Raw genomic sequence first — 14,715 nt, forward strand, 5'->3', positions numbered from 1 at the left:
CCACCACACCACCACGCCACCCGAATGGGCGTACGGGAACCGCGCGGGCGGCCCCGCGGTGATCCCCGGCTCCGCGGGACGCGATCCGTACCGCTTCGAGGACCCCGACCGCCGCCATCCTGGCCGGACTCGGGCTGCGCTGGGCGCCCGGCTTCAGGGCCGCGCCCCAGGGGCTCATGGCACGGGCGCCGCGCCTGCTACTCGTCCGCCCCCGCTGAGACCCGCTCCAAGAGCGCCACCGGCAGCTCCCCGAAAAGCTCCGCCACGCGCGCGTGCCCCGTGAACTCCCGCCCCGGAGTGAGCAGATCCGCCCACCGCCCCTCCGGAAGCGCCAGTTCCGTCGTGCGCCAGCCGCCCGCGTCGGCGAGCCGCGAGGAGAGCCGGGTCGCCGCCGAGATCACCTCTCCGGAGCGCGTGAAGGCCACGCAGTGCGGCGCGCCAGGCCCGAGCGCCGCCAGGGGCTCGTACGTCGCGGCGCCGCCGAACAGCTCCGGGCGCCGCCTCCGCAGCCGCAGCGCGGTCGCCGTCAGGGCCAGCTTCTCGTCGGAGAGCTCCCAGCGGTCCCGGTGCTGCTCCAGGTGTTCCAGGACGTGCGGCTGGAACCGCACGGGCCCCCGGTTGTCCGGGTCCACCAGGGCGCGGTACTCGACCTCCGTGCCCTGGTAGACGTCCGGCACCCCGGGCATCGTCAGCTGGAGCAGGGTGGCGCCCAGGACATTGGCCCGTACGTGGGGCCGCAGCGCGCCCGCGAACTCCGCGACCGTGTAGAGCGGCGGTCCGCACGGCCCCGCCTCCACAAAGGCCGTCACGGCCTTCTCGTACGCCTCGTTCGGCTCGGTCCAGCTCGTGTGCAGGCCCGCCTCGCGCACATGCTTGAGCAACGCCTGCTGGAGCCGCTCGTCGTAGGGGAAGCCGAAGCCGACCGCCGTCTGCCAGGCCGCCCACGCCAGTTGGGGATCCGGCGCGCAGGTGCCGCCCACCCGGGCGGTCTGCTCGGTCACGTCGACCAGGAGGTCGGCCCACCGCTCCGGACACTGGGTGAGTACGGCGATGCCCGCCCGCACGTCGGCGCTGCGCTTCGTGTCGTGCGTGGTGAGCACCGTCCCCGAGTAGGGCCAGTCGCGCTGCACGCGCGCGCAGTAGGCGTGAAACGCCTCCGGAGCCACCGCCGGGCGCTCCGGAGAGCCGCCCACCTCGGCCGCGGACAGCAGCGGCGCGTGCCGGTAGAACGCCGTGTCCTCGACCGCCTTGGCCCGCAGCGCCGACGAGATCTGCGCGAACCGCGCGCGAAAGCCGTCGACCGCGGGCCCGGATCCAAGGCGTCCGAGCGCCAGGTCCCGTACGACGTCGACCGCCTCGGCCTCCTCCCGCACCGCGAAGGCCGCCTTGGCCTCCTCGGCGGCCGCCACGGTGAGCACCGAAGCCGGTTCGGCGCCCCCGGAGACGTACGGCCGGTACACGGGAAGCCGCACGAGCAGTTCCAGGAGCGCGGTGCGCAGCGCCCACGGCGCGTGGTCGCGCAGGGCCGGATCCGGGGCGCAGAGCGCGGTCGCCTCGCGCGTGAGGCGGTCGGTCTCGGCGGCCAGCTCATGGGTGAGCACCTTGTACGCGGCGCGCCGCACCGTCGCGTCCCAGTCGCCGCCCCTGTCCACCTCGGGCGCCGTGAACCGCCGGTACTGGCCGAGGAGTTCACCCGCTCCGGCCGGGTCCGTGAAGAGGCCGTCGAGGTGACGCAGCGCGTCGTAGCCCGTCGTGCCCGCGACCGGCCACGCGGCGGGCAGCCGCTCCCCGTCGGCGAGGATCTTCTCGACGACCGTCCAGCGTCCGCGCGTGGCCTCGTGGAGCCGCTGGAGATACGCCCCGGGGTCCGCGAGCCCGTCGGGGTGGTCGATCCGCAGCCCCTCCACGACCCCGTCCCGCAGCAGTTCGAGCACCTTCGCGTGGGTGGCGTCGAACACCTCCGGATCCTCGACGCGCACCCCGATGAGGTCCGAAATGGTGAAGAAGCGCCGGTAGTTGAGTTCGGTGCGGGCGAGCCGCCACCAGGAGAGGCGGTACCACTGCGCGTCGAGGAGCCGCGGCAGCGGCAGATCCCCGGTGCCTTCGCGCAGGGGGAACGCGTGCTCGTGGTAGCGCAGGACGTCCCCGTCGACCCGCAGCCGCTCCAGCTCGTCCCCGAGCCCCCGCCCGAGCACCGGAAGCAGCACCTGCCCGCCGCCCGCGTCCCAGTCGATGTCGAACCACCGCGCGTACGGCGACCGGGGCCCCTCCCGCAGCACCTCCCACAGGGCGTGGTTGTGGCGCGGTACCGCCGCCATATGGTTCGGCACGATGTCCACGACAAGTCCGAGCCCGTGCGCCCGCGCGGTGCGCGACAGCGCCCGCAGCCCCTCCTCGCCGCCCAGCTCGTCACGCACACGCGCGTGGTCCACGACGTCGTAGCCGTGCGTGGACCCCGGGACGGCATCGAGCACCGGCGACAGATGCAGGTGCGAGACACCGAGCGAGGCCAGATAGGGGACGGCCGCCTCGGCGGCGTCGAACGGGAACTCGGGCTGGAGCTGCAATCTGTACGTGGCCGTGGGCGGTGGCGGGACCGCGGGATCCGAGCGCTCTGGCGTCATGCGAACGTACTTACCCGCCTGGCGGGCTTTCGTGTCATCGACTCATGCATGTGGCCACAAGGGCGTCGTTAACGTCGGACGATGGACACCAAGGCACAGGCCGAGCGGGGAGAGCACGCCGACCGGGGACTTCTGGACACCTACCGGGAAGTGATCGGGCACACCGGGGCGCTCCTCCCGGTGATCTCGTTCCTCGGCAGGCTCCCCGTCGCGATGATCCAGTTCGGCAGTGTCCTCCTGGTGACCGAGACCAGCGGCTCGCTCGCCACCGGCGGTGTTGTCGCCTGCGCGCTCGCGCTCGGCCAGGTGACCATGGGCCCGCTCGTCGGCCGCCTCGCCGACCGGCGCGGCCAGCGCTCCGTCGTCCTCGGCTTCTCGCTGCTCAACGCCGTGGCGATCGCGGTGTACACGCTGGGCGCCCTGCTTGAGCTGCCCACGGCCGCCCTTGTCGTCCTCGCGGTGCTCGCCGGCGCCAGCATCCCGGGGATCGGCCCGCTGGCCCGCGCACGCTCCGTCCCGCTGGTCCGCCGGGCGGGCGGGGACGGCCGTCTGGTCAACACCGTCCTGTCCATGGAGAGCACCATGGACGAACTGTCCTTCGTGCTCGGCCCCGCCTTGGTCGGCCTCGCGGCCGTGCTGGGCCATCCGGCGTACGCCTTCGGGGCGGCGGCGCTCCTGGTCGCCCTCTGCGGCTCCGGCTTCGCGCTGCACCCCACGGGCCGGACAGCGGAACCGACGGCACGATCCCACGCCGACGCCGGCCGCCCGCCCCTGCCGCGCGAGGTCGTCGTCGTACGCGTCGGGCTCGTCTTCGTGGGCGTCCTGCTCGGCGCCTGTGGAGCGGGCATCACGGCCCTCACCGAGGAGTTGGGGCAGCCGGGCCAGGCGGGCCTCGTCTACGCCGCCATGGGCGTCATGAGCGCCGTCGTGGGCCTCTCCATGGCCGCGCTGCCCGAGCGCTTCGGCCTGCACGCCCGCTGGCGCGTGGCGACGGCCGCCGCGGCGCTGCTCTCGCTGCCGCTGGTGTGGACGGACACCATGACCGGGCTGTACCTCGTGGTGACCGTGTTCGGCGCGATCTACGCACCGAACCTCATCACCGGCTTCGCGCTCACCGAACGCTCCTGCCCGCCCCAGCGCCTCGCCGAAGGGATGACCTTCGCCGCGAGCGCCTTCGTCGGAGGCCAGGCGGTCACGCTCGCCGTGGCGGGCCGCCTGGCCGAGTCCTACGGGCCCGAAGCCGCGTTCGCCCTCGGCAGCGCGGCCGCCGCCGTCGCGTTCCTGGTCGCGCTGGCGGCACGGCCAAGGACGGACGACGGCGAGCGCGCCCCCGTGGTCACGCGGGACGCTGCAGGACGGTGAGGCTCCGGTGGGTGAGCGTCAGGCGCTCGCCCGCCCCCGCCTTCGGCCCCGTGTCCGGCGGCACGCCCTCCGGGCGCGCGGTGTCGACGACGACCTGCCACTGGCGGCCGTGATTGACCGGAATGACGAACTCCAGTGGTTCCGGAGAGGCGTTGAACATCAGCAGGAACGAGTCGTCGGCGATCCGCTCACCGCGTGAGCCCGGCTCGGAGATCGCGTTGCCGTTCAGGAACACCGTCAGCGCCCGTGCCTGCGACGCGTCCCAGTCCTCCCGCGTCATCTCCTCGCCCTCCGGCGTGAACCAGGCGATGTCGGAGAGCTCGTCGTGCGTCCCCTCGACCGGACGGCCGTGGAAGAACCGCCTCCTGCGGAAGACGGGGTGGTCGCGCCGCAGCCACGCCATCGCGCGCGTGAACGCCAGCTGCGTGCTCTCGCCCTCGGGCCAGCGCACCCAGGCGACTTCGTTGTCCTGGCAGTAGGCGTTGTTGTTGCCCCCTTGCGTCCGCGCGAACTCGTCGCCGTGGCTGAGCATCGGGACGCCCTGGGAGAGCATCAGCGTCGCGATGAAGTTGCGCATCTGCCGCTCGCGCAGTTCGAGGACCTCCGGGTCGTCGGTCTCGCCCTCGGCGCCGCAGTTCCAGGAGCGGTTGTGGCTCTCGCCGTCCTGATTGTCCTCTCCGTTGGCTTCGTTGTGCTTGTCGTTGTACGCGACCAGGTCGTGCAGCGTGAACCCGTCGTGGCAGGTCGTGAAGTTGATCGAGGCCAGCGGGCGCCGCCCGTCGTCCTGGTAGAGGTCCGATGAGCCCGTGAGCCGCGAGGCGAACTCCGCCAGGGTGCGCGGTTCGCCGCGCCACAGGTCCCGCACCGTGTCGCGGTACATGCCGTTCCACTCGGTCCACATCGGCGGGAAATTGCCCACCTGGTAGCCGCCCTCGCCGACGTCCCACGGTTCGGCGATCAGCTTGACCTGGCTCACCACCGGATCCTGCTGCACCAGATCGAAGAACGACGAGAGCCGGTCCACCTCGTGGAACTGCCGTGCGAGCGTCGCCGCGAGATCGAAGCGGAAGCCGTCCACGTGCATGTCGGTGACCCAGTGCCGCAGCGAGTCCATGATCAGCTGGAGCACGTGCGGGGAGCGCATCAGGAGCGAATTGCCCGTCCCCGTGGTGTCCATGTAGTAGCGCTGGTCGTCCGCGAGGCGGTAGTACGAGGCGTTGTCCAGGCCCCTGAAGGAGAGCGTCGGTCCCAGGTGGTTGCCCTCGGCCGTGTGGTTGTAGACCACGTCGAGGATCACCTCGATGCCCGCCTCGTGCAGCGCCTTCACCGCCTGCTTGAACTCCAGGACCTGTTCGCCCCGGTCGCCCCAGGAGGCGTACGCGTTGTGGGGCGCGAAGAAGCCGATCGTGTTGTAGCCCCAGTAGTTGTTCAGGCCCATGTCGACCAGACGGTGGTCGTTCACGAACTGGTGCACCGGCATCAGCTCGAGGGCCGTCACACCCAGCTGCGTCAGGTGATCGATGACCGCCGGATGCGCGAGCGCCGCGTACGTGCCCCGTAAGTCCTCGGGGAGATCCGGGTGCCGCATGGTCAGGCCCTTCACATGGGCCTCGTAGAGCACGGTTTCGTTGTACGGGGTCCGGGGCGGCCGGTCGTCGCCCCAGTCGAAGTACGGATTGACCACCACGGAGGACATCATCTGTGGCGCCGAGTCCATGTCGTTGCGCTTGTCGGGGGCGCCGAAGCGGTAGCCGTACACCTCCTCTCCCCAGTCGACCCGGCCGCTGACCGCGCGTGCGTACGGGTCGAGCAGCAGCTTCGCGGAGTTGCAGCGGTGCCCGCGCGCGGGCGCGTACGGGCCGTGCACCCGGAAGCCGTACCGCTGGCCCGGCATCACACCCGGCACGTACGCGTGCAGCACGAAAGCGTCGGACTCGCGCAGCTCTACAGCTGTCTCCGAGCCGTCGTCGTGCAGCAAACACAGCTCTATTCGTTCGGCGGCCTCCGAGAAGACCGCGAAGTTCGTTCCGGCGCCGTCGTACGTGGCGCCGAGTGGATACGCCTGCCCTGGCCACACCTGCATGCATATGACTCTTCCACTATCGCCCCCTCGGCTCGGGGTGACTTTGGCCAGAGTCTCCCCGAAAGTGGGGCAACCACCCAGGAGTTGAGACCGTCTAACGGGTCGACCACATACTCGGTATGCCCCTTCTTGGGGCTGGTGGGGGAAAAGGGGAGTAAGTGCGAGAGCTAGTCAGACGCCACCTGGGGAAGGTGATGGCGGGCGCGGCAGTCGCGGTGGCCGCCACCGCGGTGCTGGTGGGCGTCACATTGCCGGGGGCGGGCGAGTCGGGGGACCGCCAGACCAACGCGGCGGACGCGAAGCAGAACGCGATCGCGAAGGACGGCGTCGTCGAGGCCGCGCCCGACGAGGGCGAGAAGGGCATAGGCAGCGACCCGCTGACCGACGCCGAGATCGAACGCGCGGAGAAGGCGTCGGTGACGGGGGCCCTGCGCTCCAGCGCCAGGGACGTCGAGGGCGACCGCGGCCCGCAGCTCCTTTCGACGAACCTCAGTGACCAGGAGCCCACCGACACGGGCGCCGCGGCCCCGCGCAGGGCAGAGGTCGTCTACTACGACTACAAGAAGGACGCCGTCATCACCAAGACGGTCAACGTGGAGACCGGCAAGGTGGAGAACACGACCACCGCGCAGAACGTCCAGCCGCCGCCCAGCCAGGAAGAGCTCGCCGAGGGCGCCGGGCTGCTGATCGCCGACCCGCTCGGCAAGGGCCTGAAGCAGGACTTCAAGCACGCCACGGGCAAGGCGCTGACCGGTCCGGGACAGCTGCAGCTGAGCGGCATGGTCTTCCGCAAGGAGACCATCAAGCAGGTCCCGTCCGACCTCACCGAGTGCGGCAAGCACCGGTGCCTCCAGGTCGTCACCAAGGTCAAGAACGGCCCGTGGATCGACACCCGGTCCCTCGTCGTCGACCTGAGCACCCGCTCCGTGGGCCGCCTCGGCTGATCTTGGCCGACCGCGCACGACACCACACTTCTGCTTCTCCTCGTACGAGGGAGTTCACACCGCAATGCACGTCAACAGAGTTTCGCGCGCCCGCAAACGGGCCACCATGGCCCTCGCGGTCTCCGCGCTGATCGGCGGCGCCGTCACCGTCGCCTCGCCCGCATCGGCCGCCCCCCAGGCGCCGAACGCCCCCGCGGCGGCGGCCGACTGCAGTGACGCCTACAAGATCGAGCAGACCGTCGACGGCGGCACGACCTGGCGCATGTGCTGGCACTACAACACGCTCTCCGGCCTGATCCTCGACAAGATCAGCTACCAGCCCAAGGACGAGGCCAAGCCGATACCCGTCCTGACCAGCGCCCGGCTGGCGCAGGTCCACGTCCCCTACGACGACGGCGAGGCCGAGTACGACGACGTCACCGGCACCGACTTCGGCCAAGCCCTGCAGAACCTGAACCCGGGCGAGTGCCCCGGCGGCACCATCAAGACCGTGAAGGTCCCGCAGCGGGGCGACGTGAAGGGGCTGTGCGCCACCACGCGCGCGCGTGGGCACGCGTACCGCCTCAACGACGACGAGAGCACCGGCGGCACCGGCAAGGTCTACACCGACCAGGGCAAGGACCTGCTCGTCTACACCGTGAACAAGGCGTCCTGGTACGAGTACATAACCGAGTGGCGGTTCTCCTCGGACGGCACCATCACCTCCCAGGTCGGCGCGACCGGCAGCCTCTCGCCGTACGACTACGACGGTGGCGACAGCCGCGGCTGGCCCATCGGCAAGGGCGACCAGGCCAAGGCCGAGAGCCACGCCCACAACGTCTTCTGGCGGCTCAACTTCGGCCTGGACGGCTCCTCGAAGGCCAAGGTCGAGCAGTACGACTCCAAGGTCACCCCGCCCGCCGGCCAGGGCAGCCCCACCACGAAGACCACCCGCACCAAGGTCACCAAGGAGCTCGCGGGCGACCGCAAGGACATGCGCTGGTGGCGCGTGGTCAGCGGGGCCGGCAAGAACAAGGACGGCCACCCCCGTTCGTACGAGATCGTGCCCGGGGCCAGCAACAAGCACGCCGGACGCCCCTTCACCAAGCACGACGTGTACTTCACCGAGTACAAGAAGTGCGAGCAGTACTCCAGCAACAACCCGGGGTGCGCGAGCGGCGCACCGACCAGCGTCGACAAGTGGGTGAACGGCCAGTCCCTCACGCACCCGGTCACCTGGGTCCATATCGGCTTCCACCACATCGCCCGTGACGAGGACCAGCAGCCGATGCCGGTCCACTGGCAGGGCTTCTCGCTGGCCGCGCGCGACGTGACCGCTATGAGCCCGCTCACTCCGCAGGACCTCGCCGACCAGAACGGCCAGCCGACGCCGGTCGGTTGAGAATCCACCCTTGCCATCCGGCTGCACCGGCCGCCGCTCCCGGAGTACCCTTCCTTGATCGTTGAACGGGGGAGTGCTCGGGGGAGCGGAAGGGGTGCGCCGGGTGAGCTCGGGAGGGCGGGAACTACCCACTGGTGACGAGGGTCACGAGGGGAGTTCCGTGGACGGCCCGCCCGGAGCGGTGTCCTTGGCGCGGCCGATGGAGATGGGATCTCAGATCGGACCCGAACTGGACTGGGGCACCGAGGCCTGGCGCGAGGTGCGCACACGCGCCCAGCGCGCCGGGCGGGCCTACATCTGGCTCAATCTCGTGGAGCAGCGGCTGCGCGCCGTCGTGGCCGCTGTGCTGCGCCCCATCTACGAACCCGTCCACGCGGACGACTGGGTGGTCGCCGCAGCGGGACCCGCGGGGCAGGAGTGGGTCCAGCGGGCCGTCGCCGTACGCGAAGTGAGCCGCCGCAAGGGCTACTTGCTCGACCCGGCCGACGACAACGTCCTCAGCTTCCTCACACTGCCCCAGCTGCGCGAACTGATGGTGCAGCACTGGCCGTGCTTCGAACCCTATTTCGACGACCGCCGGGACGTCGAACTCGCCCTGGACGAGCTGGAAGTCACCCGCAACGTCGTCTCCCGCAACCGCGCCCTGTCCACCGCCGTGCTCGCCCAGGCCGAGCGGGCGTCGGCGAAGCTCCTGGACATACTCGGCGCGGGCACCGACACACCGTCCGCGCGCCGGCTGCCGATCGACGCCGTCGAGTCCCTGGTCGGCGACCGGTACGCCGATGTGGTGGGCGTCCACTCCGACCGGGTGCGGCTGCTGCGGCAGTTCCCTGCCGAGGACATCTTCGGCGGGGCGCGCCGGCTCGACGCGATCGGGATAGGCCTGAACCTGCTGGTCCAGAACTTCTCCGGGCGTCGCCTCGTGCGCCTCGCGGAGTCCGGCTGCCGGGTGCGGCTGCTCTTCCTCAACCCGGCGAGCAGCGCGGTCAAGCGCCGGGAGCGTGAACTGGGCCTGAAACGGGGCGAGCTGAGCCGCAGCGTCGAGATGAACATCCTGCACATGCGCCGGGTGCGGGCCCGGCTGCGCGACCCGGGCGCCTTCGAGATCCAGGTCTTCGACGAGACGCCGCGCTTCACCGCGTATCTGGTCGACGGGGACGGCGCGGACGGCATCGCGGTCGTCCAGTCGTATCTGCGCCGGACCCGCGGGATGGAGGCACCGGTGCTCGTGCTGCGCGGGGGCCGCCGGGTGGTGAAGGCGGATGAACCGGACGAGGGCGGACTCTTCGAGACGTACCGGGAGGAGTTCGAGCTTGCCTGGGCGGACTCACGACCGGTCTCCTGACCCCTCGCCCCGCCGCCGGACGGACGCCAAGCGGAACGCGGCCCTCGGATTGTCAGTGGCGCGTGGGATCGTGGTGGTCACTGGGGGAAAGCACCACACAGAAGGGGGCGGCCATGGGCTGGCACCGGGAGCTGCTGATCGGGTTCGACCTGGAGACGACCGGGACGGATCCGAGCGAGGCGCGCATCGTCACGGGGGCCGTGATCGAGGTCAGGGGCGATGACACGCTGGGCCGGCGGGAGTGGCTCGCCGATCCGGGGGTCGAGATCCCGGCGGACGCCGTGGCGGTGCACGGCATCTCGAACGAACGGGCCGCCGCGTACGGCAGACCGGCCGCGGAGGTCGCGGACGCGATAGCGGGCGTGCTCGTCTCGTACTGGCAGTCGGGCGTCCCGGTGGTCGCCTACAACGCCACCTTCGATCTGACTCTGCTCTCCGCCGAGCTGCGCCGGCACGGCCTGCCCTCGCTCCGTGACCGCCTGGGCGGCGCGGAACCGGCCCCGGTCATCGACCCGTACACCATCGACCGCTCGGTGGAGCGCTACCGCAAGGGCAAGCGGAACCTGGAAGCGGTCTGCAAGGAGTACGGGGTGCTTCTCGAGTCGGCCCACGACGCCACGTCGGACGCCTTGGCCGCGGCGCGCCTCGCCACCGCGATAGCCGACCGCCATCCCAAGCTCGCCGCTTTCGGCCCCGCGGAACTGCACCGCCGTCAGATCACCTGGTACGCGGAGTGGGCGGCGGACTTCCAGAAGTTCCTCAGGAAGAAGGGCGAGACCGAGGCGGTGGTGGACGGCCTGTGGCCGCTGCGCGAGCAGGTCAGCCCGACCGGCGTCTGATCGGCAGGACCGATCCGGCGTCCGGCCTCTCAGAAGGGGTACCACCGCACACCCGGGTCACCGTCACGCAGTGACGCGACCCGGCGGCGGAACTCGGCCAGTGCCTTCGGGTTGGTGGGCGCGTGCTGCGCGACCCACGCACAGCTGGCCGTCTCCCGGGCGCCCCGGAGCACCGCGCAGCCGTCCCACTCGCGCACATCCCAGCCGTACGCCGCGACGAACCCGTCGTAGGCCTCGGTCGGCACGCCGTACCGGTCACGGGAGAGCGCCATCACCACCAAGTCGTGCTCCCGCAGATCAAAGGAGAAGGTCTCCAGGTCCACCAGGACAGGACCGTCCGCGCCCACCAGGACATTGCGGGGCAGGGCGTCGCCGTGGATGGGGCCGGGTGCCAGCCGGGGCGTGAGCGCCGCGGCCGCCGCTTCGAAGCCGTCCCTGCGCTCCCGCAGATAGTCCGCGTCCTCGACGTCGATCGCGTCGCCGGCCAGCCGCAGCCAGCGCTCGACCCCGCCCAGCAACTCCCGCCGCGGCAGCTCGAACCCGGGTGCCTCAAGCGCGTGCACGAGCCGAAGCAGTGCGGCGAGGTCACGCGGTTCGGCCGGCCGCACGGCCTGCGGCAGCCGGTGCCACACCGTCACCGGATGCCCGTCCACCAGGCGGGGCTCGTCCTCGGCCGCCCGCACCGCCGGCACGCCCGAATCCTCCAGCCAGCGCGCCACCCGCAGCTCCCGCCGCGCGCGGTCGAGGAGCTCGGGCGCCGCGCGCCCGACCTTGATCACCGAGTCGCCGCTGCCGAACACCGCGTTCTCGCCCATCGCGAGCAGCGCCGCGTCCCGCCCAAGCCCCGCCGCGCCCAGTACGTCCCGTGCCCGCGCCTCATCCACCGAATGCCTCCCGCACCACTTGCCACGTTCGCCGGAACAGTCTCCCATTCGCACTGGCCAACAGGCTTGCGCGGCCTGCGAAGGAGCTTGACGTATCAAGATCCCATCAGCACGATGACGGGGGCCGCGTGGGCGGCCAAACCCCGATGAGCCGCCCAAAGGAGCCGATTCCGTGACATTGGCGACCGCGAGGAAGCGGTCAGCGAGAGGCGCGTCCCCCCGCGAACGGGTGGACCACGGCGCCTGGTTCCTGGTGCTGCCCGCGCTGATCCCGATCCTGATCCTCAGTGTGGGCCCGCTCCTCTACGGCATCACGCTCGCGTTCACCGACTCCCAGTCGGGCCGCACCGAGCCGACCGAGTGGATCGGGTTCCTCAACTTCCAGGATCTGCTGCACGACACCCTGTTCTGGGACTCGTTCCGCATCGGGCTGCTGTGGGCGGTCGGCGTGACCGTGCCGCAGTTCCTCCTGGCGCTCGGCCTGGCCCTCCTGCTCAACCAGAATCTGCGCTTCCGCTGGCTGGCGCGGTCGCTCGCGATCATCCCCTGGGCGATGCCCGAAGTCGTCGTCGGCATCATGTGGCGCCTGGTCTACAACCCGGACGCGGGCGTCCTGAACGAGACACTGGGCAACCTCGGCCTCGGTGACGGCCGCGACTGGCTCACGGGGCTGGGCACCGCACTGCCCGCCGTGATCATCGTAGGCATCTGGGCGGGCATGCCGCAGACCACCGTGGCGCTGCTCGCCGGACTGCAGAACACCCCGCGCGAACTGCACGAGGCGGCCGAGATGGACGGCGCGGGCGCCTGGCGCCGCTTCCTCACGGTCACCTGGCCCGCGCTGAAACCGGTCGCCCTCGCCATCACGGCGCTCAACTTCATCTGGAACTTCAACTCCTTCGCCCTGGTCTACGTCCTGACCAACGGAGGCCCCGGCGGCCGCACCCGACTCCCCATGCTCTTCGCCTACGAAGAGGCCTTCCGCTACGGCCAGTTCGGCTACGCGGCGGCGATGGGCTGCGTGATGGTCGCGGTGATCTCGGTGATCCTCGCGTTCCACCTCGTGGGCCGGCTGAAGGGAGGCGACGAGAAGTGAGCACCACACGCACCACACGCACCAGCAAGCCCGCCCGCGCGGGCCAGTACCTCGCGCTCCTCTGCTACCTCGTCTTCCTCGCCTTCCCCTTCCTCTGGCTGATCTCCACGTCCTTCAAGCCGCCGCGCGAGCTGGCGAGCCTGCACCCCACCTGGATCCCCAAGGACCCGACCCTCGCCAACTTCCGCCAGGCCTTCGACGAACAGCCGCTGCTGCGCGCCGCGGGCAACTCGCTGATCGCCGCGGTCTGCGCGGCACTGATCGCCGTCCTCATCGCGACCCCGATGGCGTACGTCATGGCACGGCACCGCACGCTCCTCGCGCGGGCGGCCACCGGCTGGGTCGTGGTCAGCCAGGCGTTCCCCTTCGTCCTGGTGATCATCCCGCTCTTCCTCGTCCTGAAGAACCTCGGCCAGATCAACTCCCTGCCGGGCTTGATCATGGTGTACGTGGTGTGGTCGCTGCCCTTCGCGCTGTGGATGCTCGTGGGGTATGTGCGCGCCGTGCCCACCGAGTTGGAGGAGGCGGCCTCCGTCGACGGCGCGGGCAAGCTGCGTACGCTCGTCTCGATCACCGCGCCGCTGCTCGCACCCGGCATCGTGGCGACGGTCCTGTTCGCCTTCATCACCGCGTGGAACGAGTTCTTCTTCGCGCTCGTTCTGCTCAAGACCCCGGAGAAACAGACGTTGCCGGTCGTCCTCACGCACTTCATTGGCGCGGAGGGCACCGCGGACCTCGGCCCGCTCGCCGCCGCCGCGTTCCTCGCGACCCTTCCCTCGCTCGTCATCTTCGCGCTCATCCAGAAGCGGATCACGGGCGGCATGCTGACCGGGGCGGTGAAGAGCTGATGCGCGCACGGCTCGCCACCGCGGTCACCGCGGCCCTCGCGCTGCTGCTCTCCGGATGCGGCGGCGACTCCGACGGGTCCGACGACGGCCGGATCACTCTCCGCTTCCAGTCGCTCGCCTGGCAGGAGCAGTCGGTCGAGGCCAACAAGGAGCTCGTCAAGGAGTGGAACGCCGCCCACCCTGACGTCAAGGTCGAGTATGTCCAGGGCAGTTGGGACAGCGTCCACGACCAGCTCCTCACGTCCTTCGAGGGCGGTGAGGCACCGGACATCATCCACGACGCCTCGGACGACCTCGCCGACTTCGCGTACGGGGGCTATCTCGCGGACCTGAGTGATCTCCTGCCGCAGCGGCTGAAGTCCGATATCCCGCAGCGCAGTTGGGACACCACGACGTTCGGGGACGGCGTCTACGGAGTCCCGTTCCTCCAGGAGCCCCGCGTCCTCATCGCCAACGCCAAGTGGCTGAAGGAGTCGGGCGTACGGATCCCGACGCCCGAGAAGCCCTGGTCCTGGGACGAGTTCCGGGAGGTCACCAAGGACCTGAGCGACGGCAAGGGCAAGTACGGCGTGGCCTGGCCGCTCAAGGAGCCCGTCTCCGCGACGCTCAACCTCTCGCTCTCGACGGGCGGCCGGATGTTCCACCGCGGCGAGGACGGCAAGGTCGACATCCGCTTCGGCAAGGCCGACGAGATCATGCCGCGCACGGTCCACGACCAGGTCGACACCGACAAGAGCGCGTCCGGCACGACCCTGGGAATGGGCGGCTCCGACACGCTGCCGGGCTTCTTCGGCGGCAAGTACGCGATGGTCCCGCTCGGCTTCTCCTACCGCCAGCAGATCGTCCAGCAGGCGCCCAAGGGCTTCGACTGGCAGGTGCTGCCCGCCCCGGCAGGCGCGGAGGGGCTCACGCAGGGCGTAAGCCCGCAGACCCTGTCGGTCTCTCAGGACACCGCACACAAGAAGGAGGCGGCCGAGTTCATCGACTTCCTTCTTCAGCCGAAGAACATGGTGCGCCTCGCGCAGGGCGACTGGATGCTGCCGACGGGCGAACAGGCGCTGAAGGACCCGGCGCTGCACACCAAGAAGAACGACTGGGCCACGGGCACCGCCCTCGCGAAGGACCTCCGCTCGGCGCCCGCGCAGTCGGTGCGGGGGTACGCGGAGTGGAAGGACAAGGTGGCCACCCCGGCGCTCCAGGAGTACTACAGCGGGGCGATCGGCCTGGAGGAACTGCGCAAACGCCTGGTGAAGGACGGCAACCTGGTCCTGGCGCGCTACCAGCGGTGAGCTGATCGCGATTGCAGGAA

The 14,715-nt window shown here is 70.7% G+C and carries 11 protein-coding genes; 8 read left to right on the forward strand and 3 right to left on the reverse strand.

What is annotated here, in order from left to right; genetic code table 11:
- Positions 1-197: 197 nt before the first annotated feature.
- Entirely contained in the window at positions 198-2,624 is a 2,427-nt protein-coding gene (gene treY / locus ACGFX9_RS11700; protein WP_393468702.1) for a malto-oligosyltrehalose synthase, read from the reverse strand.
- A gap of 81 nt (positions 2,625-2,705) precedes the next feature.
- On the opposite strand from treY, the gene ACGFX9_RS11705 reads away from it, so the two are divergent.
- Positions 2,706-3,986 (forward strand): MFS transporter, encoded by a 1,281-nt coding sequence (locus ACGFX9_RS11705; protein ID WP_393468705.1) that lies wholly within the window; start codon positions 2,706-2,708, stop codon positions 3,984-3,986.
- Here the strand turns inward: ACGFX9_RS11705 and glgX are convergent.
- A complete protein-coding gene (glgX, locus tag ACGFX9_RS11710; protein WP_393468708.1) occupies positions 3,961-6,069 on the reverse strand; it encodes a glycogen debranching protein GlgX in 2,109 nt (702 codons plus the stop codon). The two genes, ACGFX9_RS11705 and glgX, sit on opposite strands and share 26 nt — an antisense overlap.
- Positions 6,070-6,227: 158 nt before the next feature.
- Here glgX and ACGFX9_RS11715 point away from each other — a divergent pair, with 158 nt between their 5' ends.
- The 4 genes from ACGFX9_RS11715 (at position 6,228) to ACGFX9_RS11730 (ending at position 10,578) form a co-directional block, all read left to right on the forward strand.
- A complete protein-coding gene (locus ACGFX9_RS11715; protein ID WP_393468711.1) occupies positions 6,228-7,013 on the forward strand; it encodes a Tat pathway signal sequence domain protein in 786 nt (261 codons plus the stop codon).
- A 64-nt stretch (positions 7,014-7,077) separates the two neighbouring features.
- Positions 7,078-8,394: a copper amine oxidase gene (locus tag ACGFX9_RS11720; RefSeq protein WP_393468714.1), complete on the forward strand. Its 1,317-nt coding sequence runs from the start codon at positions 7,078-7,080 to the stop codon at positions 8,392-8,394.
- Between the two features lie 73 nt (positions 8,395-8,467).
- The gene (locus ACGFX9_RS11725) at positions 8,468-9,739 is read left to right on the forward strand and encodes an SAV2148 family HEPN domain-containing protein (protein ID WP_393470409.1); all 1,272 of its coding nucleotides are present in this window, start codon (positions 8,468-8,470) and stop codon (positions 9,737-9,739) included.
- Between the two features lie 113 nt (positions 9,740-9,852).
- Positions 9,853-10,578 (forward strand): 3'-5' exonuclease, encoded by a 726-nt coding sequence (locus ACGFX9_RS11730; RefSeq protein WP_393468717.1) that lies wholly within the window; start codon positions 9,853-9,855, stop codon positions 10,576-10,578.
- Between the two features lie 29 nt (positions 10,579-10,607).
- Here ACGFX9_RS11730 and ACGFX9_RS11735 read toward each other — a convergent pair whose 3' ends face one another.
- Complete coding sequence (locus ACGFX9_RS11735) at positions 10,608-11,462, reverse strand: phosphotransferase enzyme family protein (protein WP_393468720.1); 855 nt, start codon at positions 11,460-11,462, stop codon at positions 10,608-10,610.
- Between the two features lie 172 nt (positions 11,463-11,634).
- Between ACGFX9_RS11735 and ACGFX9_RS11740 the strand changes: the two genes are divergently transcribed.
- From ACGFX9_RS11740 to ACGFX9_RS11750, 3 genes are read left to right on the forward strand one after another with little or no spacing between them, the layout of a single operon-like run.
- Entirely contained in the window at positions 11,635-12,558 is a 924-nt protein-coding gene (locus ACGFX9_RS11740; RefSeq protein ID WP_393468723.1) for a carbohydrate ABC transporter permease, read from the forward strand.
- Complete coding sequence (locus tag ACGFX9_RS11745) at positions 12,555-13,406, forward strand: carbohydrate ABC transporter permease (RefSeq protein ID WP_393468727.1); 852 nt, start codon at positions 12,555-12,557, stop codon at positions 13,404-13,406. Before ACGFX9_RS11740 ends, ACGFX9_RS11745 begins: the two co-directional genes overlap by 4 nt.
- Entirely contained in the window at positions 13,406-14,695 is a 1,290-nt protein-coding gene (locus ACGFX9_RS11750; protein ID WP_393468731.1) for an ABC transporter substrate-binding protein, read from the forward strand. The genes ACGFX9_RS11745 and ACGFX9_RS11750 overlap by 1 nt, the downstream gene beginning before the upstream one ends.
- The last annotated feature ends 20 nt before the right edge of the window (positions 14,696-14,715 follow it).

It is taken from the genome of Streptomyces sp. NPDC048436, assembly GCF_043200355.1.
GTDB lineage: Bacteria > Actinomycetota > Actinomycetes > Streptomycetales > Streptomycetaceae > Streptomyces.